The sequence below is a fragment of the Catenovulum agarivorans DS-2 genome, from assembly GCF_000568405.1.
Lineage (GTDB): Bacteria > Pseudomonadota > Gammaproteobacteria > Enterobacterales > Alteromonadaceae > Catenovulum > Catenovulum agarivorans_A.
In genome coordinates, this window is the sequence record NZ_ARZY01000026.1 from 45,060 (window position 1) to 70,677 (window position 25,618).

The following is a 25,618-nucleotide window of genomic DNA, read 5'->3' on the forward strand; positions in this document are numbered from 1 at the left end:
CAATTCAGTTATAGCCAAATTATGTTGTACAAAACGGCAAAACAACTAAAGCAGATAGCGTTATAATTAGGAGCAAAACTTCAAACGTCCGGGACGACGTTTGCGAGCGTACATGGAAGTATTTACAGCGATTTTGCGATAATTAAAATGCTAGCTGCTTGCTATGCTCACAGACGTACTCTGAACAAAAAAGGTTTAATATGCTAAATCAAGATACAATTGCTGCAATTGCTACCGCGCCCGGTCGTGGTGGTGTAGGTATAATTAGAATATCCGGCAGTTTAGCCACAACAGTTGCTGAGCAATTGGTCAAAAAACAACTTAAACCTCGCCAAGCAGAGTATTTAAAATTTTACGACCTCAACGGCCAAGTAATAGACCAAGGCATAGCCCTATTCTTTAAAGGACCAAATTCATTTACTGGTGAAGACGTACTCGAACTACAAGGGCATGGCGGCCCAGTAATCCTCGACTTATTACTCCAGCAAGTAGTCACGATAAAAGGCGTGCGTTTGGCCAATCCAGGTGAATTCTCAGAGCGGGCATTTTTAAATGATAAGCTAGATCTAGCCCAAGCCGAAGCGATAGCAGATTTAATTGAATCATCCTCAGAGCAAGCAGCACGTTGTGCATTACAAACTTTACAAGGTGAGTTTTCCAAACGCATACATGCCTTGTCAGAGGAAATTATCCACTTGCGCATTTATGTAGAAGCAGCAATTGATTTTCCAGAAGAAGAAGTCGACTTTTTATCAGATGGAAAAATTGAAAGTGATCTACTCAAGATTATCGACTCAACCAGCAATGTACTGGCGCAAGCACGCCAAGGCGCCTTGTTAAAAGATGGTATGCGTGTGGTGATAGCAGGTAAACCAAACGCGGGTAAATCTAGCTTACTAAACGCGTTAGCCGGCAAAGAAACCGCAATTGTTACCAACATAGCTGGCACAACTCGTGACGTGTTACGCGAGCATATCCACATTGATGGCATGCCGCTGCATATTATCGACACAGCGGGTTTGCGTGAAAGCCCAGATGAAGTAGAACAAATAGGCATAGAGCGCGCTTGGCAAGAAATAGAACAAGCTGATCGCATTTTATTAATGGTAGACAGCACAGAAAGCAAACACGCAGTTGAACAAGACTGGCCAGAGTTTTTTACCCGCTTGGGCGATAAAGCAGTTGGGGTAACGGTTATTCGTAACAAAGCCGACCAAAGCGGAGAAACACATGGTTTTGCAGATGCGACCCCCTACCCGATTATTCGTTTATCGGCAAAAACCGGCGAAGGCATGCAACACCTAACCGAACATTTGAAAAAAATAATGGGTTACCAAGCCTCAACCGAAGGACAGTTTTTAGCCCGCCGCCGCCATATAGATGCAATAAACCGTGCTGTGGAACATTTGGAAAACGGTAAATACCAACTACAAGAAATGCACGCGGGTGAATTGCTGGCTGAAGAATTACGTTTAGCTCAACAATTTTTAAATGAAATAACCGGCGAATTTAGCAGCGATGATTTATTAGGGCGGATATTTAGTAGTTTTTGTATTGGGAAATAAAATTCCATTTGCAACTTTTGGCTGTTCCAGCGCTCTATGTTATTCAACCTCACAAATAACACTATGGACAGCCAATGAAATACCTATCAATTTTACTACTGCTATTAACCGCTACGGCCTGTAGCAGTATTCCACTTAAAACCTTATACAAACTTAGAAATGCCAGCCCTTTGCAAGCACCCGCTGAGCATATTCGAGTAGCAATTCGTAGCGATAAAAACCTCCAAATAAAACAAGGAAATGTGCAATTAGAGCTGGGTTACCAAACAGCGGATAATCAGTTAGATATTCAAGATATCTATTTTGTTGAAGTGCAAGAATTCTCTCAAAAGCACAATCAACTACCGACAGCTTTACAGAATAGCCTGCAAGATAATCAACAAGTGATTATTTTAAAACTAACAGCAGCAGACGCAGCACAATTTAAACAACGCCAGCAACTCATTAGCCAGTACGAACAAACGGGCAAAAAAGGCCGAGGTAGGTTGTTAGCCAGTGTTAATGGTGGTTGTTACAAAACTGAACAACAACCAACAAGTTTGCCGACAGATATTTTTATTCAATTTGATCCACAAGACGGTTATTTATTATTTGTTGAAGACTTAGATATTTTATCGCACGAGCAAATGGCCAATACCCATATAGGTAAGTGCAATTAACATACACAGGTTAGATAACCTGATCTCTGATATCAAGTTTAGTGTTACTGCTTAAGCAACAGTGTTATACATATAAGCCATATTGTTTAGCTGTTTATAGTTATTAAACTGGTGGTATCAACAGCTTTTTAGCAGCGAGCAATCAATATGGGTAAAACCGCCAGTTTATTTTTATCTCATGGTGCGCCAAATAGAATACTAAAGGCGCATCCTGCCAATGATTTTTTGCAAAACTTAGCCACAACAGAGTTGCTTACCAAAGCAAAAGCGATTGTGATTATGTCGCCACATTGGATAACCAAACAACTCAGCATTAGCGCAACAGGCACTTTATCCAGCATAAATGACTTTGGCGGCTTTGAACCTGAGTTATACCAACAAGAGTATCAAGCTGAACAACCGCAGTGGTTAACTGACTCTGTGAGCGATGTTTTAGCCAAGGGTAAAATTGACTTCTCGGTTGTTAAACAAGGGTTAGATCATGGTGCTTGGACTGTATTAAAACTGACAAATCCAAATGGACAATTGCCTGTATTAGCTATGAGTTTGCCTGTATTAACTGGGTTTAATCCGGGTGAAGATATGTCTGCTTATGTACAATTGGGTAAAAAACTTTCGCCCTTAGCTGAACAAGGTATTATTTTTATTGGTTCAGGTAGTGCAACCCACAATTTATCTAGGCTGAGTTTAACTGGAAAAACATCAAGTTGGGCAGTCGAATTTAGCCATTGGCTACAGCAACAAGTTGCTGAAAATAACTTAGCCGCATTAGCTAATGCCTATCAGTTAAACCCACATATGCAGATGGCGCATCCGCGGCCTGATCATTATTTGCCTTTATTGGTAGCAGCTGGCATTCATGCTTCAAAGAAAAATATGCAATCCAAGCTACTGCATGACAGTTATGAATATGCCAACTTAAACAACAGCAGTTTTATCTTTAGTTAGTAGAATGCAAGCAACCAGCTCAATGAACATAAATAATTTTATTATTAATAACAACCTATTAGCTAAATAGTTATTAAGAGTTAAACTTGCCTCATACAGGAAAATCTCATTTCGATATATATCAAAATGAGATTTTATAGACTTAATCAAGACAATCTAACACACTTCATGCCTTTTACAGCGTAGCACTAGTCACCTTGTTTAATAGAAAACCTTCGACCTGACGGGCGGCGTTTGCCATTGCTGTTATTTTCAGCGCTTGACGAAGTTTGTGGTTTATCCGCTAACGACTTCGCATAAGGATCTGCACTATGAGACTGAGCATCGGTCTGTTTAACTCGTTTACGACCAACAAAACTGTCGGCATTGTTATTTGCTCTAGTAGAGTTATTTGCACGTTTCTGACCTGCAGATCTAGCCGATGTTTTGTCTGAAGTTTTATTTTTTTGTTCAGCTTTACCTCGTCGAGCATTATCAGTTTTAGGTTTTGCTTTGCGACGATTTTCTCCCGAGTTCGCTCTGCTCTGCCCTTGCTCAGTTTCATTTTGCGCTTTGGCTTTTTTCGGCTTCTTAGGTTTTTTTGCTTTTAATGGTTTTGGATCTTCCGGTGTTTCAGGCAATAAATTTTGCGCAGGCAATTTCGGATGTTCAAAACGTTTAATCTTTTTGCCAATTAATCTTTCAATTGCAATAAGTTGATCAATTTCATCTGCACAAACTAACGACACCGCATGGCCGGTAGCTCCTGCACGACCTGTGCGGCCAATTCTATGCACATAATCTTCAGCAACATGTGGTAAATCAAAATTGACTACTTGTGGTAATTGATGAATATCTAAACCACGCGCGGCAATATCAGTTGCAACTAAAATACGTATTTCGCCTGCTTTAAAACCAGCCAATGCTTTAGTACGTTGCCCTTGGCTTTTATCTCCATGAATAGCCGCTGCATTAATCATCTGTTGAGTTAATTTGCGCGCAACTCGATTTGCACCATGTTTAGTGCGGGTAAATACAATTGCCTGTGTCCACTTTTGCTGTTCTATTAGTTTTATTAACAAAGCAGTTTTATTGTTTTTATCCACCGAATAAAGCGACTGCTCTACCAAATGTGTGGTGCTATTTTCGGTATTTACCGAAACTTCCGTTGCAGGGCCAATTACTTGTTTAGCTAGCTGGCGAATGTCGGCTGAAAAAGTTGCTGAGAATAATAAATTTTGTCTTTGTGCTGGCAAAAGTTTAACGATTTTTTCAATATCGCGCACAAAGCCCATGTCCAACATACGATCAGCTTCGTCTAGTACTAATACTTCTAAATCATCAAATTTAAGCGCATTTTGTTGATACAAATCGAGCAAACGACCTGGCGTAGCAATCAATATATCGGCGCCACCACGTAATTTTTGCATTTGTGGATTAATTTTTACCCCACCAAATACCACAACAGATTTTATTTTGGTGAACTGAGCATAAGTTGCTACGTTGTCAGCCACTTGCGCCGCAAGCTCTCGAGTTGGGGTTAATATTAAACACCTGACTTGGTTACCTGCTTGTTTGGTGCTTTTATTGCTGGTTAATAATTTGTGCAAAATAGGTAAGGTAAATCCGGCGGTTTTACCCGTACCCGTTTGTGCCGCCGCCATTACATTTTTACCCGCCATAATGAAAGGTATAGCTTTTTGTTGGATGGGCGATGCGGTTGTATAACCTTTGGCGTCTATTGCACGTAATATTGGTTCGGCTAATTTAAGCTCGGCAAAACTGATTTGATCTGTCATTTAAACTCTTCAGTGGTATAAAAAAGATAGGTGCCAACTGCAAGTATCGGCAGGCAGTAGAGGTTAATTATCGCAAAACCGCAGCAAGTACGTCCATGTAAGCTTCGCTTTTTCATCCCTGAAAAAGAAATTTTGCTCTAAATTAACCTCTACCACCTTTAATGTCTGCAAACTATTACTTTCAACTATCGTGAAAAATCACATATAACCGAAGTTGAATTAGCGACAAGTGTAAAGCATTTATCCACAACTACTAACTAAAGTTTGTGAATTTGCATACTTGTTAGAAATTTACACCTTAGATAATTTTTACGAGATTTAAAAAACCAACTCGTTGACTACAACAGAGTAGCCGAATGAGAGCCTACTTTTTAATGTGATAGTCATGATTCAGCTTAATATTCTAGCGACCCTATCTATCGGCAGGAGGTTGATGATCTGCAACACACTATTAATGAAATAAGGACACACAACAACAAAATTGATTACACTGTCATTAAACAAAAATTTGATACAACGGGAATGTTTTACCTGAAGTCGAATATACTCGCTATGCTCAAGGCCCTATGGAGTTTTAATGCAACATTTTCAAACTAAACTGAACGCAGACTGGTGTTATAAAAATAGATCTGAAAGAAAAGGCAGGGTTTTTAATGGTGAAGAGCTCAGAAAGCGCTATTTAATTGAAGCACCACAAAGAATATATGCTGATGGCAATGATTTTTTCGGCTGTGCAGCAGCAGCCTGGTTAGCCAATAAACCGAAAGAGACCATAGTATATTGGCTTTATCAGGCGCATATTGCTAAACAAGCACATTTTTATTGGGTGTTAAACCCAGGCAAAGTGCATAGTTTTTCCCTGCAGGATTTGGATATTGCTTTACCAGGTAAAAAAATGCTGAACTGGAGTGATGTACACGATTGGCAAGACGCGCTCAATTTAGCAATTATATTTAATGACCAAGCTGCGCTGGCTAATTTAATGCAATATGAAGCCAGAGACTTTATTCACCCCAAAGCAGAAGGAACAAAATTACCTTTTATGCATGCGTATTGTGATTTGTTAAAAGGCTTTTTTAACCCTCAAGCGAATTTAAAAAACTTAGTGCAGGCCGTGGCTGATACCTCTCAGCCTGACAAAATACCCGTGATAAAACGCTCGCTGGTATACAATGTAATGCTGCCATTTGCAGATTTAATGTTAGCGATAGTTGCCAATAACAAAGAGCGTTTCTCGCTAACCATGCAAAAAGCCATAAAATCACATGTAACTCATTTTAACGATAGCGTCCATGACGGTCTCGAAATTGGTTGGTTATCTATGCCTTTATCAGCAGTCGCCGCGATAGCATATCGCCAGTGTGGTTTTAAACCTGAGCCTAACCCGTACTTTCCAGATTGGTTAGTATATGGTGATTTTGATGTGAATGTACCTAAACCAGATATTGATATAAGACCATTATCTGAACAGTGGAAAGATAAAATATGAAAGCTTATTTAGTACTAATTTGCATTTTATTTTGCACCAATTTATTTGCAGCTGGCAATTCTGGCCTGCAGAAAATTTGAGTGCCAACCGTCACACTAAAGAAAATATGGTGATTGGAGAGTTTCGAAAGAAACTTCAAAAGATTTAGCACAATAAATACAGCAGCAACACCAAAGAAAATAAGGTGATTGGGAGTGTTTCGAACAAAACTTCACAAGATAGGGACATCTTGTGCGAGCGTCTCATGGACGAGTTCAAAGCGCTTTTGTGAGAAATTCTCCAATCACGTTATGGATTAACTTGCACCATTTAGTCGCGCTTTACTCATAACTTTGAACTAAAACTAAGCCGACACAAACGACTTAGATTGCCAACGCCCACTACGCCAACGCCAAAACATCAACAAACCACGAGTCCATTCATCAATAGCCAACGCAACCCAAACACCAACCAAACCATAATCCAGCACAATACCCAACCAATATGAAAGGGGTACAGCTATACCCCACATAGACAAGACACCTACGTACAAAGGAAATCTTGCATCACCGGTTGCCCGCAACGCATTAATCACAATTAAATTAAAAGTGCGGCCAGGTTCCATAAATAACGTGATGATAAATAACTGGCTAACTAAACTAATAACAGCTTGGTCTTGGGTGAGCAGACCAATAAAGCTAGGGCCTGTAAATGAAACGACCCCTGCGGTAATGGCAGTTAAAACAAAACCTAACTTCAAGGCTCTAAACAACTGCGCCCTCGCCTGCTCAATTTGTTTCGCGCCTATCATATGGCCAATAATAATTTCGTTAGCCAAACCAATAGACAAACTAAACAACAAAATAAAAGTACAAATTTGGAAATAATAAGTTTGCGCCGCCAATGCTTTTTCACCCATTAAAGCAACAAACGAAGTAATTAACATAAACTGCAGCATCCAAGATAAATTCTCACCCGCTGCCGGCAAACCTATATGAAATACCTTAGCTAATAAATGCTTTTTCGGCTTTAGAATCGGTTTAATGTAAATATGAATACCCGTGTATTTAACCACAAGCCCAGCCAAAATAAGCATACCAACCACGCGACCAACCGCGGTACTGATTGCAACCCCAGCCACACCATACTCAGGAATACCAAACCACCCATACAACAACAATAAATTACCAACAAAAGTAATTAAGTTCATGATTAAGGTGACCCACATAGCTTGTTGGGTAAAACCATGCGCACGTATTGTTGCAGCCAAACATAAACCTATCGCTTCAGGCAATAAACATAAGCCAATAATTTGTAGATAAATTTTGCCGTCTTGGTGCAAATGTTCTGGTAAATTCATTAAGTGAACAATTTTGTCGGCACCAAAAATAATGGTCAATGCAGCAACCAAACCAACAAATAAATTAAAACCTATTGAAGAATAAACCACTTGCCGCGCAATGGTTTTATTGTTTGCACCTAAATACTGAGTTAATACAACACTGGCACCTATGGTTACAAAACTAAACACAGTAATAGAGAGCTGGAAAACCTGGTTGCCAATAGCAAGCGCCGCGACGCCTTGAGAAGAAATACGGCCAATCATAAAAGTGTTCATTGCCGCAGTAAAAAAGTGCAAAGCCATATCAATAAATAATGGCCATGTTAATGCGAAAAGAGAGTATTTCTTTACAGTGCTTAAGGGCATAGACTACAACCGTTAAAACGTTTTCATAATGTTCAACAAAGGGCGCGCATTAAACATGATTCCCGGTTAAAAATCCAGCAAATAGAAATATAATTCGAAGTTTATTTTGCCCCTTAAAGTCATTCAAACTAATTTAAAATAAAAGATAACTAAAAATTAACAAGGATAACTATTTAACCTGATACTTTTTTATATTCAATTGACCTTTGCCGTGGTTGAGCAAAATTAACCGACCAACCAGCTATATTATCAGCAACCAAGTTTGCCAAAACGTGGATATGCTGCTGGTCACTATTAAGTGCCTCAATATAATGATAAGTTTCACCGCCAGCTTGAATAAAATACTCGCGATTTTCTTCGCCAATTTCTTCGATGGTTTCTAAACAGTCAGCGCTAAAACCAGGGCATACCACATCTACAGATTTAATGCCTTGCTGCGGCAAAGCTTTTAGCGTTTCATCAGTATAGGGGTTTAACCATTCTTCTCGACCAAAACGGCTTTGAAAGCAAGTTAAATATTGCTCTTTATTTAAACCCAATTCCTCTGCAAGTAAACGACTGGTTTTATGGCATTCACAATAATATGGATCGCCTTTAGTTAAATAACGTTTTGGAATACCGTGATACGACATCAATAGTTTTTGTGCTTGACCATGTTGTTGCCAATGTTGGCGAACTTTATCAGCAAGTGCCTTAATATATAGTGGATTATCATGGTAGTGGCTGATAAATCTGAAGTCTGGCAACCAACGTCGTTTAGTAAAATCAGCTGCAATTGCGTCGAAAGTTGAAGCGGTCGTCGCTCCACAATATTGCGGGTATAAAGGTAAAACCAGTAATTTTCGAACACCTGCATTTAGCATATCGTCGATCGTATTAGTGATACTAGGATTACCATAACGCATTGCAAACTTAACCATCACGCCATCACCATATTGTTCGGTTAACTGTGTTTGCAATTTTTCAGCCTGCTTTTTGGTATGGATTAATAAAGGTGAACCCTCATCTGTCCATACTGTTTTATAAGCTTTAGCTGAACGGGCAGGACGAAAATTTAAAATAACGCCATTTAATATAAACCACCAGATAGCTCTAGGGACTTCCACGACTCGAGGATCAGACAAAAATTCTTTCAGGTATCTTCTAAGCGCCTGCTTTTCAGGTTGATCTGGAGTGCCCAAGTTAACCAACAAAACACCTAGTTTATCTTTCTGTTCATGACTGAAACCTGAATTGGTTCGATACATTTAACACGGCCCCTATTTTTGACTAAACCATTTAACTGACATTTTAGCCCAGTATATACCGCAAAAAGCCTTTTGGATCATTCTAATTAACTAAACAAATAACAGGATTAACGTCAAATAACAGTTTATTTATTAACCAGTGGATGTAGGTTATTTTTTAAACAAAATTAAGTTAAACTAGTAATTGCTGAAAATTTAAACGAAATGTAGCAAGTCAGTATTCATCGGCTTGATCATAATTTGATCAAAGCTTGATCAGAGTTTGATCACTACAAGATCACAAGTTATCCACATTAGGTGTTGAAAAAAGATCTCGATGTGGATAAACACTGAATATCAAGCGAATAAACTTTGATCAACTAAAGGATAAAATTTGGTGTAAGATCGGCATGTGGATAAATGACGATCTTATTTGCAAGTTGATCAAACCTTGATCAAATCATGATCACTTATTATTCAATCTGTAATTGAATGATCATTAAGGCTTTTTTTTGGTTACCCACAGAAAAAGGCTTCAGTAATAACAGTAACAATAAAGATCTATATATAAATATATATATTTTTATAAAGTGATTTCCAAAAAAATGCTTTGGCTATAAAATAGCCGCCCTTTTTTGGGATCGACGTAAGACAGGTGTATATGCATTCTTTTGAACAAAATTTTGATGTCATTGTAGTTGGTGGTGGTCATGCTGGAACTGAAGCAGCAATGGCAGCAGCGCGGATCGGCGCAAATACCTTATTGTTGACCCACAATATTGAAACTTTAGGCCAAATGTCATGCAATCCCGCTATTGGCGGCATTGGCAAAGGGCATTTAGTTAAAGAAATTGATGCGCTTGGTGGCTTAATGGCAAAAGCAACCGACAAAGGTGGGATTCAATTTAGAACACTAAATTCAAGTAAAGGACCCGCTGTAAGAGCAACTCGTGCTCAAGCAGATCGGCAGTTATACCGTGCAGCAGTAAGACAAGCGCTTGAAAACCAACAGAATTTAAAAATCTTCCAACAAGCTTGTGACGATTTAATTGTTGAACAAGATCAAGTTGTAGGGGTTGTAACCCAAATGGGTTTGAAGTTTTTTGCCAAATCAGTTGTGTTGACCACAGGTACTTTTTTAGGTGGGCAAATACATATAGGTTTACAAAATTACAGTGGTGGCCGAGCAGGCGATCCACCTTCAATCGCACTAGCAAACCGCTTACGTGAGTTACCTTTCAGAGTTGGGCGGTTAAAAACCGGCACGCCTCCGCGCATTGATGCTAGAACGGTTGATTTTACTAAAATGCAAGCACAACCAGGTGATGATCCAGCACCCGTTTTCTCGTTTATGGGTAAACAATCTGATCATCCGCAACAAATTCCTTGCTATATCACTCACACAAATCAACAAACCCATGATATTATTCGTGGCGGTTTGGATAGATCACCAATGTATTCTGGGGTTATCGAAGGTATAGGCCCAAGATATTGCCCTTCGATTGAAGATAAAATTGTTCGTTTTGCGGATAAAACATCGCATCAAATATTTATTGAGCCTGAAGGTTTAACAACTCATGAGTTGTATCCAAATGGTATATCAACCAGTTTACCGTTTGATGTGCAAGTTAACTTAGTTCATTCAATTCAAGGCATGGAAAATGCGCACATAACTCGCCCAGGTTATGCAATTGAGTACGACTTTTTTGACCCACGTGATCTAAAACAAACACTTGAAACCAAATTCATTCAAAAACTATTTTTTGCCGGACAGATTAACGGCACAACCGGATACGAAGAAGCGGGCGCTCAAGGCTTGTTAGCTGGAAGCAATGCTGCGTTAGCTGCGTTTGAAAAAGATCCATTTGTGATCAGACGTGATCAAGCTTACATGGGCGTGCTTGTTGATGATCTAACAACCTTAGGTACCAAAGAACCGTATCGAATGTTCACCAGCCGAGCAGAATATCGATTGTTGTTACGTGAAGACAACGCAGATCTTCGTTTAACTGAAGCGGGTCGAAATGTTGGTTTAATTACTGACGAACAATGGGCTTTTTATAACAATAAACTTGAAAACATTGAGCAAGAAAAACAACGACTCAAAACAACTTGGGTACACAGTAAACATCCAGGTTTGCAAGCCGTCAACTCAATGACTAAAAATCCGTTACAGCGCGAGCACTCGCTTGAAGAGTTATTGCGTCGACCAGAAATAACTTACGAAAAATTGATGTCGATTGACTCGTTAGGTCCTGGTCTGGCGGATAAAGCCTCTGGTGACCAAGTTGAAATTCAAGTTAAATACGCGGGTTACATTGAACGTCAAAAAGACGAAATTGATCGAACCATGCGCAACGAAAACACTCGATTACCAGAAGATTTTGATTATTCACAAGTTTCTGGGTTATCAAACGAAGTTATCGCCAAGTTAAAAGAATTTAAGCCAGAAACAATTGGGCAAGCATCGCGTATTTCTGGTATAACACCTGCCGCAATTTCGTTGTTGCTAGTGTGTTTGAAAAAACAAGGTTTGTTGAGGAAAAGTGCTTAATGTCACAATTGGCTAATCAACTACAGCAGGTTTTAGCTGAGCTAAAATTGCCGGCAAGTGATCAACAAAGATCACAACTGCTCGATTTAGTAGCGCAACTCGACAAATGGAACAAAGCATATAATCTAACGTCAGTGCGAGATCCACGCGATATGATGATCCGCCACATTGCCGATTCTTTAGCTTTGGTTGAACATTTGCCCAAAGGACAAAAATATATCGATGTGGGGACAGGCCCAGGATTACCTGGGTTGCCATTGGCGATTATGATGCCTGATTGCGAATTTGTATTGTTGGATAGTTTGGGTAAACGAATTCGGTTTATCCAACAAACTGTTTTTGCATTAGGTATAACCAATGTGACGGCTGTTCAAAGTAGAGTTGAAGAATATCAACAAGTTAACTCATTTGATGGGGTGCTAAGTCGAGCTTTTGCTTCACTTGAAGATATGCTCCGTTGGTGTCACCATCTACCCAAAGCAGCAAACAGTGACCAAGGCGATGGAAAAAAAGGTCACTTTTTTGCAATGAAAGGCGTTTATCCGCAGGAAGAAATTGATAAACTGGCAGCGGGTTTTAAAATCGAACGTGTCATCAAACTTAATGTTCCAGGACTGGCAGAAGAACGCCATTTAGTCGACATAGTTTCTGAATAATCACAGTGAGGCGGTCATGGGAAAAATCATAGCAATTGCAAATCAAAAAGGTGGTGTTGGTAAAACAACTACCGCAGTTAATTTAGCTGCTTCAATGGCTGCAACCAAGCGCAAAGTATTGTTGATTGATTTAGATCCGCAAGGCAACGCAACCATGGGAAGCGGGGTTGATAAATACGAAGTTGCTGCAACAGCATATGAATTATTGATTGAAGAAAAACCTCTAGACGAGGTTGTTGAGCAAGATACCAGTGGTAAATATCATCTGGTGGCAGCAAACTCAGATGTGACTGCGGCAGAAATCAAATTGATGGAATGTTTTGCTCGTGAACTTAAACTACGCAACGCATTAGCCAACTACAAGAATCAATATGATTTTATTATTATCGATTGCCCACCATCGCTAAACATGCTGACCGTCAATGCAATGGCCGCTGCTGATTCTGTGCTGGTACCAATGCAATGCGAATATTATGCGCTTGAAGGTTTAACTGCTTTGATGGATACAATCAATAAATTGGCTTCGGTTGTTAACCCTGATTTAGCCATTGAAGGTATATTGCGTACCATGTACGATCCGCGCAATCGATTGGCTAATGACGTCTCTGAACAATTAAAAAATCATTTTGGTGATAAAGTTTATCGTACCGTGATCCCAAGAAACGTCAGATTAGCTGAAGCGCCTAGTTTTGGTAGCCCTGTCATGTACTATGACAAATCATCAGCTGGTGCTCGAGCATATTTAGCTTTGGCCGGAGAAATGATCCGTCGAGCAGAAAAACAAAAAACAAAACAAGTAGCTTAAACATTTTCAGGTAAATTCAATGTCGGTTAAAAAACGTGGTTTAGGGCGCGGATTAGACGCCTTGCTTGCAACAAGCAGTGCCAAAAGTCAGGTGGAAGCAAATAGCGCTACAGAGCAAAATTCAGCAGAAACTCAAAATGCACAAAAGGGCGAATTACGTAAATTACCGGTCGAGTTTTTAAAACCCGGAAAATATCAACCTCGTAAAGACATGTCGCCAGAAGCTTTAGATGAGCTCGCCAGCTCAATCAAAGCTCAAGGTATTATCCAACCGATAGTTGTGCGCCAAGTTGGTGAGCAACAATACGAAATTATAGCCGGTGAACGCCGCTGGCGAGCTGCCCAGCTCGCTGGTCTAGATGTTATCCCTTGTTTGGTTAAGGATATTCCAGACGAAGCCGCGGTAGCAATTGCGCTAATTGAAAATATTCAACGTGAAGATTTAAACGCAATGGAAGAAGCGATAGCTTTAGAGCGTTTAATGCGAGAGTTTGAATTAACCCATCAACAAGTTGCTGATGCTGTGGGTAAATCGCGTACCGCGGTCACCAATTTGCTCAGACTGAATGGATTGGAAGACGAAGTAAAAACCTTACTTGAGCATGGCGATATCGAAATGGGTCATGCTCGGACTTTACTGGCACTAAATGGTGAACAGCAAATTGAAGCTGCGCGAATTGTTGCTGCAAAAGGTTTAACCGTGCGTGAAACTGAAAAGCTCGTCAATAAAATATTAGCTGGACCAGTTGAAAAGGCTGAGAAAAAAATAGATCCAGACATTGAAGCACTACAAAACGAGTTGTCAGAGCGAATAGGTTCAAACGTGACCATAAGTCACAATCGAGCTGGCAAAGGAAAAATGGTTATCAATTTTGCGAACTTAGATACATTAGAAGGCATTATTGAAAGGCTAAAACAACAAGCTTAACAGCCTTTTAACCTAATGATCATATATGATCATATTCGATCTGAACAAACTGAGCTTTGACCGTTTGTTTATATTGAAAAGCGGCTATAAATCTGTATACTCAGCGCAAAAATTCTGCCTCAGAATTGTGCGTTTGAGCACAAATGATGCAAGATAATTATTTAAAGAGTTATATATTTTGAACAAACTGATCCTAGCGGGCGTTGTAACCGCAAGTAAAATAATAGGTTTTCAGTTTTTGATGGTCGCTCTCGTTAGTTTATTAGTTTTAGGAATGCAAAACCAAAACGCTGCATTGTCTTCGTTTGTGGGTGGTAGTTGTGGGATTTTGCCCAACATTGTTTTAGCGATGTTTTTATTTTCGAGCGCAGGGGCTACACAATTAAAAACCACCATGAGTCGATTTTATCGAGGATGTTCGATCAAGTTGATTCTGACCAGCATAGTGCTGGCTATTATCTTAAAATCGCAGTTGTTTTTAGTGGGTTTTGTGTTTTTTGGCTTTGCAATAGCGCTGGTAGCGCATGTTTTGGCACCGATTTTTATTCATTAACTTTATTGGGAAACAACAATGGCATCAACTGGAGATTCTCTGACTTCTCAGGGCTATATCCAACACCATTTAACCAACGCCAAAGCGTGTTTTACAGACCAAGGTCTGTCTTTTAACTACGCTTGTGCTGACGCTGGTTTTTGGACTTGGCATATAGATACTTTAGCTTGGTCTATCATCTTAGGCCTCGTATTCATTCTTACTTTTCGCAGTGCCGCGAAAAAAGCAACTACAGGTGTTCCTGGCAAATTCCAATGTGCGGTCGAAATGATTGTCGAATTTGTTGGTAAGAGCGTTAAAGATACCTACCATGGTAGCAGTCAGCTTATTGCACCTTTATCTTTGACCATCTTTGTATGGGTATTCTTGATGAACTTTATGGACTGGATCCCAGTTGATTGGATCGGTACTTTAAGTTCTGTCATTGCTGGTGATTCTTGGCAGACTATTGAGTCGGGTCAATCTCACGTTTACCACAAGATCGTACCTACAACTGATTTAAATATGACTTTTGGTCTATCTTTCTCAGTGCTTGCATTAATGATTTATTACGCAATTAAAATTAAAGGTGTAGGTGGGTTCTTAAAAGAACTTTATGCACATCCTTTTAATACGCCTTGGTTATATTGGTTTAACTTAATCCTTGAAACTATTGCGTTAATTGCTAAACCAGTTTCGTTGGCTTTACGTTTGTTCGGTAACATGTATGCGGCAGAGCTTATCTTCATATTGATTGCAACAATTGGTTTATACCAATTACCAGTGCACTTTGTATGGGCTGCTTTCCACTTATTAGTTATTCCGTTACAGGCATTTATATTCATGATGCTTACAATTGTTTATTTAAGCATGATGAGTGAAAAACACTAAATTTTTAACTTTAACTTTAACATTTAAATTTTTGGAGAAATAAAATGACATTAATCGCTGTTGCAATTTTGATTGGTCTAGGTGCATTAGGTACAGCACTTGGTTTTGGTTTATTAGGTGGTAAGTTCTTAGAAGCTTCTGCTCGTCAACCAGAATTAGCGCCTCAATTACAAGTTAAAATGTTCATCGTAGCTGGTCTTATCGATGCGATCGCAATGATCGGTGTTGGTATCGCGTTATACATGCTATTTGTTATTGGTGTTTAAGATTACTTTAAGTATCTATTTCTTGTTAAACATTGATAACTTATTAAGGGGGTCGTTGTGAACTTCAACGCAACTCTAATTGGCGAATCGATAGCATTTTTTGTTTTCGTTGTATTTACAATGAAATATGTTTGGCCACAGCTAAACGGTGCAATTGAAGCTCGTCAAAAGCAAATTGAAGAAGGCTTAGCAGCATCAGAACAAGCTGAAAAAGACTTAGAGCTAGCTAAAAAAGAAGCAGCTAATAAGTTGAAAGAAGCTAAAAATGAAGCTGCAGCTATTATTGAGCAGGCTAAAAAACGCGAATCTCTTATCATTGAAGAAGCAGCTGACAAAGCTCGCGCTGAAAGTGAAAAGATTTTGGCTCAAGGTCAAGCTGAGTTAGAAGCAGAACGTAACAGAGCTCGTGCTGAGTTACGTGAGCAAGTTGCTGTATTAGCAGTGACAGGTGCAGAAAAAATTATTGCACGTTCTATCGATGCTAAAGCTCAAGCGGATATCCTTGACCAGTTGGTTGAGGAATTATAAGGGGTAATTATTATGTCTGAATTGACAACTGTTGCCCGACCATACGCTAAAGCAGCGTTTGATTATGCTGTTGAGCAAAATGCAATTGAAAACTGGCTAGCTATGCTAGTGTTTGCTGCGGAAGTTTCTAAAAATGAAACTATCAAGCAGTTAATAGAAGGTTCATCTAGTAAAGATGACGTAACTAAAGTTTTTATTGGCGTTTGCGAAGAGCAGCTTGACCAGTATGGTCAAAACTTAATCAAAGTTATGGCTGAAAATAATCGCTTGAGTTTATTACCTGATGTGGCTGCGTTATTTTCTGAACTAAAGAATGAGTACGAAAAAACAGTTGAAGTAGCTGTGACTTCTGCCATTGAGTTGTCGTCGAAACAAAAAGATGACTTAGTTCAATCGTTAGAAAAACGTTTAGCCAAAAAAGTTAAGCTTAATTGTCGTGTAGATGAGTCCATTATTGGAGGCTTGTTTATCAAAGCTGGTGATACAGTTATTGATAGCACGGTTCGCGGAAAATTGGATCGACTTGCAACAAGCTTGCAGTCGTAGGGGAATAAGAGCATGCAACTGAATTCCACTGAAATTGCAGAACTAATCAAAAAACGTATTGAAAAGTTCGAAATCGTCAGTGAAGCTCGTAACGAAGGTACAATTGTATCTGTTACTGACGGTATCATCCGTATTCACGGTCTAGCAGACGTGATGCAAGGTGAGATGATTGAGCTTCCGGGTAGCCGTTATGCTATCGCACTAAACTTAGAAAGAGACTCTGTTGGTGCGGTTGTTATGGGCCCATACGCAGACTTACAAGAAGGCGGTAAAGTTAAAGGTACTGGTCGTATCTTAGAAGTGCCAGTAGGTCCAGGTTTATTAGGCCGAGTAGTTAATACTCTAGGTCAGCCAATCGACGGTAAAGGTCCGATTGAAAATGATGGCTTTGAACCAGTAGAAAAAATTGCACCAGGTGTTATCGATCGTCAATCAGTTGATGAGCCTATGCAAACTGGTTATAAAGCAATCGACTCAATGGTTCCAATCGGTCGTGGTCAACGTGAGCTTATCATCGGTGACCGTCAAATTGGTAAATCAGCTGTTGCTATCGACGCAATCATTAACCAAAAAGGTACAGGCGTTAAATGTATCTATGTTGCGATTGGTCAAAAAGCTTCTACGTTGTCAAATGTTGTTCGTAAATTAGAAGAACACGGCGCGTTAGAGCACACTATTATTGTTGCAGCAAATGCTTCTGAATCAGCGGCACTTCAGTACTTAGCTCCATATGCGGGTTGTACTATGGGTGAATACTTCCGTGACCGTGGTCAAGATGCATTGATTGTTTACGATGATTTATCTAAGCAAGCTGTTGCATACCGTCAGGTTTCTCTACTATTACGTCGTCCACCAGGTCGTGAAGCATATCCAGGTGACGTTTTCTATCTTCATTCACGTCTACTTGAGCGTGCATCGCGTGTAAACGCTGATTACGTTGAAAAGTACACTAAAGGTGAAGTGAAAGGTAAAACAGGTTCATTAACTGCATTACCTATTATTGAAACTCAAGCGGGTGACGTTTCTGCATTCGTACCAACCAACGTAATTTCAATTACTGACGGTCAGATCTTCTTAGAAACTGGCATGTTTAACTCAGGTATCCGTCCGGCAATTAACGCTGGTATCTCGGTATCTCGTGTTGGTGGTTCAGCACAAACTAAAATCATCAAAAAATTAGGCGGTGGTATTCGTCTAGCTTTAGCTCAGTATCGTGAATTAGCAGCCTTTGCTCAGTTCGCTTCTGATTTAGATGACGCAACTCGTGCACAGTTAGAGCACGGTCAGCGCGTAACTGAATTAATGAAGCAAAAGCAATACTCTCCATTAAGTGTTAGTTTAATGGCTGTTTCATTGTTCGCTGCGGATAAAGGTTTCTTGAATGATGTAGAATTAGACAAGATCCTTGATTTCGAAGCAGCTCTTCATTCATATGTACAGTCTGAGTATGCAGAATTAATGGCTAAAATCGATGAGAAAGGCGACTATAACGCTGATATCGAAGGCGAATTAAAAGCTGCTTTAGAAGCATTCAAATCGACTCAAACTTGGTAATAGTCTGAGTCTACGATTAATTTAATCGGAGTGAAGAGAAATGGCCGGCGCTAAAGAGATAAAAGGTAAAATTGGCAGTGTTCAGAACACTCAAAAAATTACCAGCGCAATGGAGATGGTTGCCGCGAGTAAAATGCGTAAAGCACAAGATCGCATGGCAGCTTCTCGTCCATACGCAGAAAGTATGCGTAAGGTGATCGGTCATATCGCGCTTGCAAGTTCTGACTATAAGCATCCTTATATGGAAGAACGTGAAATCAAGCGCGTAGGTTACATTGTTGTGTCAACAGACCGTGGTCTTTGTGGCGGCTTAAATGCGAATGTATTTAAGAACGTTATTAAAGAGTATGCGGCATGGCGTAAAAAAGATGTTGAAGTTGACTTTGGTGTTATTGGCGCCAAAGCAACCGCATTTTTCGACAGTTTTGGTGGCAATATTGTTGCACAAGCGTCTGGCTTAGGTGACAAACCATCAGTAACCGACTTAGTAGGTTCTGTTCAAGTTATGCTTAAGGCATACGAAGACGGTGAAATCGACCGTTTGTACGTGGTTTACAATAATTTTGTAAACACCATGACACAAACACCTACGATCGATCAGCTTTTACCTTTACCTAAGGGTGAGGTTAGCGAACAAAAACATAATTGGGATTATATATACGAGCCGAGTGCAGAAGCGATTCTGGAACAGTTGTTAACTCGTTATATTGAATCTCAGGTCTATCAGGCTGTTGTTGAAAATGTCGCGTCAGAAATGGCAGCGCGAATGGTTGCGATGAAAGCTGCAACCGACAACGCAGGCAACCTGATTAAAGAATTGCAATTAGTCTACAACAAAGCTCGTCAAGCAGCGATTACTCAAGAGTTGAGTGAAATCGTCGCTGGTGCAGCGGCAGTTTAGGCAAAGGCAGCAACGATTTAGAGGAAAGATAATGAGTTCAGGTCTAGTCGTTCAAGTCATCGGCGCGGTTGTGGACATTGAGTTTCCACAAGGTTCTGTACCGCAAGTTTACGATGCGTTGAAAGTAGAAGAAGGCGATATCGCTGGTCTGACGATAGAAGTTCAGCAGCAATTAGGTGGTGGTGTTGTTCGTGGCATCGCTATGGGTTCTTCAGATGGTTTACGTCGTGGTCTTAAAGTTGTAAATACTGGTGAGCCAGTATCTGTACCAGTTGGTACACAAACTTTGGGTCGTATCATGGACGTTTTAGGTAACCCAATTGATGAAGCGGGTCCTATTGGTGAAGAAGAGCGTTGGTCTATCCACCGTGAAGCACCAAGCTATGAAGAGCAAGCTAACTCAAACGATTTATTAGAAACTGGTATCAAAGTAATCGACTTAGTATGTCCATTCGCTAAAGGTGGTAAAGTTGGTTTATTCGGTGGTGCTGGTGTTGGTAAAACCGTAAACATGATGGAGCTTATCCGTAACATCGCTATCGAGCACAGTGGTTATTCTGTATTCGCTGGTGTTGGTGAGCGTACTCGTGAAGGTAATGACTTCTATCATGAAATGAACGATTCTAACGTACTTGATAAAGTAGCGTTGGTTTACGGTCAGATGAATGAGCCACCAGGAAACCGTTTGCGCGTAGCGTTAACTGGTTTGACTATGGCAGAAAAATTCCGTGACGAAGGTCGTGACGTATTATTCTTCGTAGATAACATCTACCGTTATACACTTGCTGGTACTGAGGTATCTGCATTGTTAGGTCGTATGCCATCTGCGGTAGGTTATCAGCCTACTCTTGCTGAAGAAATGGGTGTTTTACAAGAGCGTATTACCTCTACTAAAACTGGTTCAATCACTTCAATCCAAGCAGTATATGTACCTGCGGATGACTTGACTGACCCATCTCCAGCAACTACGTTCTCGCATCTTGATGCAACAGTTGTATTATCACGTAACATCGCTTCATTGGGTATTTACCCAGCGATCGATCCACTTGACTCTACTTCACGTCAGTTAGACCCGTTAGTAGTTGGTCAAGAGCACTATGAAATCGCTCGTGGTGTACAAATGGTATTACAACGTTATAAAGAACTTAAAGATATCATCGCCATCTTAGGTATGGATGAATTATCTGAAGAAGATAAGCAAACAGTTGCACGTGCTCGTAAGATCCAACGTTTCTTATCTCAACCGTTCTTCGTAGCAGAAGTATTTAACAGTGTACCTGGTCGTTATGTATCTCTAAAAGATACTATCGCAGGCTTTAAAGGCATTTTAGCGGGTGAGTACGATCACCTACCTGAGCAAGCTTTCTATATGGTTGGTCCAATAGAAGAAGCTGTTGAAAAAGCTAAAAGCTTATAATTCTTCCGGAGGCGAAAGATGGCAGCTATGACAACTCATTTAGACGTAGTCAGCGCCGAAGAAAAAATATTCTCCGGTTTAGTTGAGTCTATCAGGGTTACAGGTATTGAAGGTGAGTTGGGTGTTCAGTACGGACACGCACCGCTAATTACACCTATTAAACCTGGTATGATTAAATTGGTTAAGCAGTTTGGTAAAGAAGAGCTGATTTACTTATCGGGCGGCGTATTAGAAGTTCAACCTGACGGCATTGTCGTTTTGGCTGACGTTGCAATACGTGGTGAAGACCTAGATGAGCAAGCAGCTGTTGAAGCTAAACGTCGTGCTCAAGAGCACATTAACAATGCTTCTTCTGATTTAAATTATGCAGAAGCAGCAATGGAGCTTGCCAAAGCGATTGCTCAGATCCGAATTATTGAAGACCTAAAACGTCATAAATAATTCTGCTGACAAATACTTCAATAAAAAAACCGCGTATATCGCGGTTTTTTATTGTCTAAATTTAGACCTAAAACAAAACCCTTAACCAAGTGTTAACCGCAATAGCCTTATACTGTTATCTGGAACGGAAATTTAAAGTATCAAAGGGTTAAGGTGTCAGGGTTATTTCGACAAGCTGCTGTAGATCATCAACAACAGCGACTACACGGTGAAGTATTAGTTTTACCATCAAATATCTTCAGTGTTTTCATTATTATATTAATAACATGGTTAGCCATCTTTTCTGTTTGGTTGTTTACAGCCGAATATGCGAGAAAAGAAACTGTGCTTGGTTGGTTGGAGCCTGCTGCAGGTATCACCAAAGTTTATGCTAAATACAATACAGGGTATGTAAAAAATGTATTTGTGAACAATGGCCAGTTTGTGGCAAGAGGTGAAGAACTTTACGAAATAGAAAATGAAACGACCTTGTCTACTGGCCACGTATTAGATACAGCGTTGTTAGAAGAATATCAGCTTCAGTTAGGATTTTTAACTGAGCGCTTACAGGACTTGCAGTTTCTATACGATGTTAAGTTGAAGAAGCTACAAGAACAGCTCTCTTCAAATGAACTCACAATTAAAATATTGAAAGATCAACAGGCAATTTTAAATCAACGCCATGATCTACTGACGAGCAAACTACCAGCATATAGAAATGCAATGGAGTCTGGTCATATGTCCCATCAACAATATGATAATTACTACTCCCAAAGTTTACAGTTTCAAACTGAAATAAAGGATAATCTTAAAGCTCAAAACAATATCATACAGAGCAATACACAGCTCTTTATTGATATTTCCGCTTTACCTAAACAGTTAGAGAATGAAAGAGCTGGTATAAAAGGGCAACTAAGCGATATACAAGTTAAGGTTGTTCAATTACAAAGTCAAAAATCATATGTTGTGACCGCCCCTGTTAGTGGGGTCGTTAGCAACCTTCAGGTATTTTTAGGTCAGCAGGTTTCATCATCTACACCGGCACTAACTATTTTTCCCAAGGATTATGAAAATAAGGTTACTTTGGTCGTGCCAGTAAGGTCTGCTGGTTTTTTAAAAACTGAATTGCCGCTACAAATTAGATTTGATGCCTTTCCATATCAAAAATTCGGTCTATACAGGGGATATGTTACCGAGGTATCAGAAACTATACTGTTGCCAAATGAAATTCAAAACTCTCCTTTGCAATTATCTGAGCCGGTCTACCGAATCCAAGCGAAATTGGAGCAGCAAAATGTTGAAGCTTATGGCCAAACTTTTTCACTAAAACCAGGCATGACTCTATCAGCAGATATTAGTATGAGTTCAAGAAGTATTATGGAATGGCTATTTGAACCTCTGCTTAGCCTAAAAGGGAGAATATAAATGGAATGTGTAAATAATAAGCCGTCTATAGAGCAACCGCAAACTCTACTCAATTTTTCAGCCAGGAAAAAGCTTCCCGTAATATTACAAGCTGAAGCTGCTGAATGTGGTCTTGCTTGTTTGGCTATGATTCTAGGCTACCACGGATTTGAGACAGATTTAGTTACAATGAGGCAAGAACATGCAGTTTCGTTGCATGGTTCAACTCTAAAACAAGTTATGGATTTAGCTGCACGTTATTGTTTATCCCCTCGAGCTCTGAGGTTAGAGCCTCAATCTTTATCAAATTTGAATACGCCCTGCATATTACATTGGGAGCTCAATCACTTTGTTGTCCTAAAAAAAGTAGCTGGTAAAAAAGTTATTATTCATGATCCAGCTGTGGGTGAGATCAAGTTAGATTTCGACGTGGTCAATAAACTTTTTACTGGAGTTGCATTGGAGCTAACTCCGACGTCAAATTTTAAAGTTGCAAAAAGCAAAATCAACTTAAAATTAAATCAATTTTGGCATCGAATAGTCGGATTAAAACGCAGCTTAGTGCAAGTGTTTCTGCTTTCTCTTATGTTACAAATATTTGCACTTGCTAGCCCATACTTTATGCAAACGGTTGTAGATGATGTGCTACTACGTAAAGACGGCAATCTGCTTTTAGTTTTAGCATTTGGCTTTTCTTTATTGCTTATTATTGACACTGTTGTTAGTTCAATACGGCAAATTGTTATTATTAAGCTATCACAGAGTTTGAATATGCAAATGGCTGCAAATGTTTTTAGACATTTAATTCACTTACCTGTCGACTACTTTGTAAAGCGGCATGTAGGAGATATTGTTTCTCGTTTTGGATCTTTAACGAGCATTCGGGAAATGTTAACAACAGGGCTAATATCTGCTTTACTGGACGGTTTGTTGGCTGCTGTTACATTGATCGCAATGTTTATGTATAGCGCTAAATTGTCATTGATTGTATTAGCCATCGTTTTTTTATACGCGATGATTCGCATTGCATTTTATCGACCTTTTAGACAGTTATCAGAGGAGCAGATTGTCGTTTCTGCAAAAGAAAACAGTCATTTTATGGAATCTATTCGAGCTATTCAAACAATAAAATTGTTTCAAAAAGAAGTTGATAGACAAAGTGCGTGGCAAAATAAGATGGCAGATGTCATCAATAAAAATATCAAAATCGCGAATTGGCAAGTCAGTTATGACGCAATAAATAAGTTCTTGTTTGGTGTTGAAAATATATTGGTCATTTATTTTGCTGCTACACAAGTGATGGGTAGCTTAATGACAGTGGGTATGCTGTATGCGTTTATGAGTTATAAAGGTCAATTTGTATCAGCTATAGGTGGATTAATATCTAAAGCGATCGAATTTAAAATGTTGGGATTACATCTAAACCGTCTATCAGATATCACGGCTACAAATCCTGAAATTGAACAAAACTACCAAAACCTAAATAAAATTGATATTTCTGGATGTATTGAAGCTAAACAGCTTGCATATAGATATGCTGAAAGTGAACCTGATGTATTTTGTGATTTAGACCTGAAAATCAACGCAGGTGAATCGGTCGTATTTATTGGCGCAAGTGGTTGTGGTAAATCAACTTTGCTGAAATGTTTAATGGGATTGATTAAACCTAGCCAGGGAGAAATTCTGGTAGATGGAAAGCCACTAAAAAGCTTGGCAAATTATCGGAATCAAATAGCTGCTGTTATGCAAGATGATCAACTACTTAGTGGCTCTATATTAGACAATGTGACTTGCTTCGATAGTCAAGTTGATATGCAAAAGGCCGTTGCATGTTTGCAATTTGCTTGTTTATGGGAAGAAGTTTCGCACATGCCAATGCAGTTAAATACCTTAGTGGGGGATATGGGGACAAGTTTAAGTGGTGGACAAAAGCAGAGGGTTATACTTGCGCGAGCCTTGTACAAGCAACCTAAAATATTGTTTATGGATGAAGCTACAAGTCATTTAGACGAAGTTAATGAACGTCAAATAAACGAAAATATAAAACAACTGGGTGTAACTAAAATTGTTGTTGCACATAGACAAGAGACTATCGCTTATGCAGATCGAGTGATTGACTTAAACAAAATCAAGACAAGTGGTAAAGAGACCTAAATATGTTAAAGGGACTACAATTGCTAACACAGCGAGAAAAGCAGGTTGTGGAGTTAATTTTAAAGGGATACAGTAACAAAAAAATTGCAAACATATTGTATGTATCTGAGAGGACGATTAAGTTCCATTGTAGTAATATTTACGCAAAGTGTGAGGTGGGCAATAGGAATCAGTTATTTTCTTTGCTTTCGCCCAGTGTAAGGATTGTCGTCTAAAACGTTTTCACTAGTGTTATGACGAGGGCGACGCAAAAATCGCTCTGGATATGAGCAATGTTTTTACTCTGTTAATAAACTGCTTGCATAATTCATCGATATCGCAAAGATTTCAATTAATTTATCTATTCCAGAGCATGCATAATATTCATGGTTTCTTATCGAATCATTAGCCCCAGCCTATTGTAAATTTTTAACCACAACTTAGGTTACTTACGTTCTTGGTGTATTATTAATAAAGAGACAATTAAATAAACCAAAAGTATAAGGTATAAAACTGAGTTGTTTAGCTTCAAAGATAGAAGCAAAGGTGAAGAGCCTGCTATCAATAATAAGTAGTAATAATTTCTGCTGAACTTCATAATGTTTCCTTTTAGAGTTGCTGCACTGAGTGTACAGCAACTGTATAAAGCTAAGAGAAATAGATGTATACACCAGTGACTGTACCAATCATGGCTCCAGTCAGGTAGTGTTTAGAAATCTGTGTCACTCAAT

The 25,618-nt window shown here is 39.4% G+C and carries 23 protein-coding genes; 20 read left to right on the plus strand and 3 right to left on the minus strand.

What is annotated here, in order from left to right:
• Positions 1 to 200 precede the first annotated feature (200 nt).
• From mnmE to DS2_RS13425, 3 genes are all read left to right on the plus strand, one after another.
• The gene (gene mnmE, locus DS2_RS13415; RefSeq protein WP_035015335.1) at positions 201 to 1,565 is read left to right on the plus strand and encodes a tRNA uridine-5-carboxymethylaminomethyl(34) synthesis GTPase MnmE; all 1,365 of its coding nucleotides are present in this window, start codon (positions 201 to 203) and stop codon (positions 1,563 to 1,565) included.
• A 74-nt stretch (positions 1,566 to 1,639) separates the two neighbouring features.
• A complete protein-coding gene (locus DS2_RS13420) occupies positions 1,640 to 2,224 on the plus strand; it encodes a hypothetical protein (RefSeq protein WP_035015336.1) in 585 nt (194 codons plus the stop codon).
• A gap of 147 nt (positions 2,225 to 2,371) precedes the next feature.
• On the plus strand, positions 2,372 to 3,172 hold the full coding sequence (locus DS2_RS13425) for a DODA-type extradiol aromatic ring-opening family dioxygenase (protein ID WP_035015337.1): 801 nt from the start codon (positions 2,372 to 2,374) through the stop codon (positions 3,170 to 3,172).
• 188 nt (positions 3,173 to 3,360) lie between these two features.
• Here the strand turns inward: DS2_RS13425 and DS2_RS13430 are convergent, their stop codons facing one another.
• Positions 3,361 to 4,950 (minus strand): DEAD/DEAH box helicase, encoded by a 1,590-nt coding sequence (locus DS2_RS13430; RefSeq protein WP_051479874.1) that lies wholly within the window; start codon positions 4,948 to 4,950, stop codon positions 3,361 to 3,363.
• Positions 4,951 to 5,527: 577 nt separating this feature from the next.
• Here DS2_RS13430 and DS2_RS13435 point away from each other — a divergent pair.
• Positions 5,528 to 6,439 (plus strand): immunity 49 family protein, encoded by a 912-nt coding sequence (locus tag DS2_RS13435; protein ID WP_035015338.1) that lies wholly within the window; start codon positions 5,528 to 5,530, stop codon positions 6,437 to 6,439.
• A gap of 343 nt (positions 6,440 to 6,782) precedes the next feature.
• Here DS2_RS13435 and DS2_RS13440 read toward each other — a convergent pair whose 3' ends face one another.
• Both DS2_RS13440 and hemH read right to left on the minus strand, forming a co-directional pair.
• Positions 6,783 to 8,126: an MATE family efflux transporter gene (locus DS2_RS13440; protein WP_035015339.1), complete on the minus strand. Its 1,344-nt coding sequence runs from the start codon at positions 8,124 to 8,126 to the stop codon at positions 6,783 to 6,785.
• A gap of 173 nt (positions 8,127 to 8,299) precedes the next feature.
• On the minus strand, positions 8,300 to 9,373 hold the full coding sequence (hemH, locus tag DS2_RS13445) for a ferrochelatase (protein ID WP_035015340.1): 1,074 nt from the start codon (positions 9,371 to 9,373) through the stop codon (positions 8,300 to 8,302).
• A gap of 640 nt (positions 9,374 to 10,013) precedes the next feature.
• On the opposite strand from hemH, the gene mnmG reads away from it, so the two are divergent.
• The 16 genes from mnmG to DS2_RS13525 all read left to right on the plus strand — a co-directional run bounded on the left by mnmG (position 10,014) and on the right by DS2_RS13525 (position 25,123).
• The gene (gene mnmG, locus DS2_RS13450; protein WP_035015341.1) at positions 10,014 to 11,906 is read left to right on the plus strand and encodes a tRNA uridine-5-carboxymethylaminomethyl(34) synthesis enzyme MnmG; all 1,893 of its coding nucleotides are present in this window, start codon (positions 10,014 to 10,016) and stop codon (positions 11,904 to 11,906) included.
• The gene (gene rsmG / locus DS2_RS13455) at positions 11,906 to 12,562 is read left to right on the plus strand and encodes a 16S rRNA (guanine(527)-N(7))-methyltransferase RsmG (protein WP_035015342.1); all 657 of its coding nucleotides are present in this window, start codon (positions 11,906 to 11,908) and stop codon (positions 12,560 to 12,562) included. Before mnmG ends, rsmG begins: the two co-directional genes overlap by 1 nt.
• 16 nt (positions 12,563 to 12,578) lie before the next feature.
• A complete protein-coding gene (locus tag DS2_RS13460; protein WP_035015343.1) occupies positions 12,579 to 13,367 on the plus strand; it encodes a ParA family protein in 789 nt (262 codons plus the stop codon).
• 19 nt (positions 13,368 to 13,386) lie between these two features.
• Positions 13,387 to 14,295, plus strand: a complete 909-nt coding sequence (locus DS2_RS13465) for a ParB/RepB/Spo0J family partition protein (protein ID WP_035015344.1) — start codon at positions 13,387 to 13,389, stop codon at positions 14,293 to 14,295.
• Positions 14,296 to 14,473: 178 nt separating this feature from the next.
• A complete protein-coding gene (locus DS2_RS13470) occupies positions 14,474 to 14,848 on the plus strand; it encodes an ATP synthase subunit I (RefSeq protein WP_051479875.1) in 375 nt (124 codons plus the stop codon).
• Positions 14,849 to 14,866: 18 nt separating this feature from the next.
• A complete protein-coding gene (gene atpB / locus DS2_RS13475) occupies positions 14,867 to 15,718 on the plus strand; it encodes a F0F1 ATP synthase subunit A (RefSeq protein WP_035015346.1) in 852 nt (283 codons plus the stop codon).
• 44 nt (positions 15,719 to 15,762) lie between these two features.
• The gene (gene atpE / locus DS2_RS13480; RefSeq protein WP_016954710.1) at positions 15,763 to 15,984 is read left to right on the plus strand and encodes a F0F1 ATP synthase subunit C; all 222 of its coding nucleotides are present in this window, start codon (positions 15,763 to 15,765) and stop codon (positions 15,982 to 15,984) included.
• Positions 15,985 to 16,041: 57 nt separating this feature from the next.
• The gene (gene atpF, locus DS2_RS13485; RefSeq protein ID WP_035015347.1) at positions 16,042 to 16,512 is read left to right on the plus strand and encodes a F0F1 ATP synthase subunit B; all 471 of its coding nucleotides are present in this window, start codon (positions 16,042 to 16,044) and stop codon (positions 16,510 to 16,512) included.
• A 12-nt stretch (positions 16,513 to 16,524) separates the two neighbouring features.
• Positions 16,525 to 17,058 carry a F0F1 ATP synthase subunit delta gene (atpH, locus tag DS2_RS13490; protein WP_035015348.1) on the plus strand — a complete coding sequence of 178 codons (534 nt, stop codon included), beginning with the start codon at positions 16,525 to 16,527 and terminating at the stop codon, positions 17,056 to 17,058.
• Positions 17,059 to 17,070: 12 nt separating this feature from the next.
• A complete protein-coding gene (atpA, locus tag DS2_RS13495; RefSeq protein WP_035015349.1) occupies positions 17,071 to 18,612 on the plus strand; it encodes a F0F1 ATP synthase subunit alpha in 1,542 nt (513 codons plus the stop codon).
• Positions 18,613 to 18,652: 40 nt separating this feature from the next.
• Positions 18,653 to 19,513 carry a F0F1 ATP synthase subunit gamma gene (gene atpG / locus DS2_RS13500; protein ID WP_035015350.1) on the plus strand — a complete coding sequence of 287 codons (861 nt, stop codon included), beginning with the start codon at positions 18,653 to 18,655 and terminating at the stop codon, positions 19,511 to 19,513.
• A 31-nt stretch (positions 19,514 to 19,544) separates the two neighbouring features.
• Positions 19,545 to 20,930 (plus strand): F0F1 ATP synthase subunit beta, encoded by a 1,386-nt coding sequence (atpD, locus tag DS2_RS13505; protein WP_035015351.1) that lies wholly within the window; start codon positions 19,545 to 19,547, stop codon positions 20,928 to 20,930.
• Between the two features lie 18 nt (positions 20,931 to 20,948).
• On the plus strand, positions 20,949 to 21,371 hold the full coding sequence (locus DS2_RS13510) for a F0F1 ATP synthase subunit epsilon (RefSeq protein ID WP_035015352.1): 423 nt from the start codon (positions 20,949 to 20,951) through the stop codon (positions 21,369 to 21,371).
• A 153-nt stretch (positions 21,372 to 21,524) separates the two neighbouring features.
• Positions 21,525 to 22,775: an HlyD family secretion protein gene (locus DS2_RS13515; RefSeq protein WP_035015353.1), complete on the plus strand. Its 1,251-nt coding sequence runs from the start codon at positions 21,525 to 21,527 to the stop codon at positions 22,773 to 22,775.
• Complete coding sequence (locus tag DS2_RS13520) at positions 22,776 to 24,908, plus strand: peptidase domain-containing ABC transporter (RefSeq protein WP_051479876.1); 2,133 nt, start codon at positions 22,776 to 22,778, stop codon at positions 24,906 to 24,908. It begins immediately after the preceding gene.
• Positions 24,909 to 24,910: 2 nt separating this feature from the next.
• A complete protein-coding gene (locus DS2_RS13525) occupies positions 24,911 to 25,123 on the plus strand; it encodes a response regulator transcription factor (protein ID WP_035015354.1) in 213 nt (70 codons plus the stop codon).
• Positions 25,124 to 25,618: the final 495 nt, after the last annotated feature.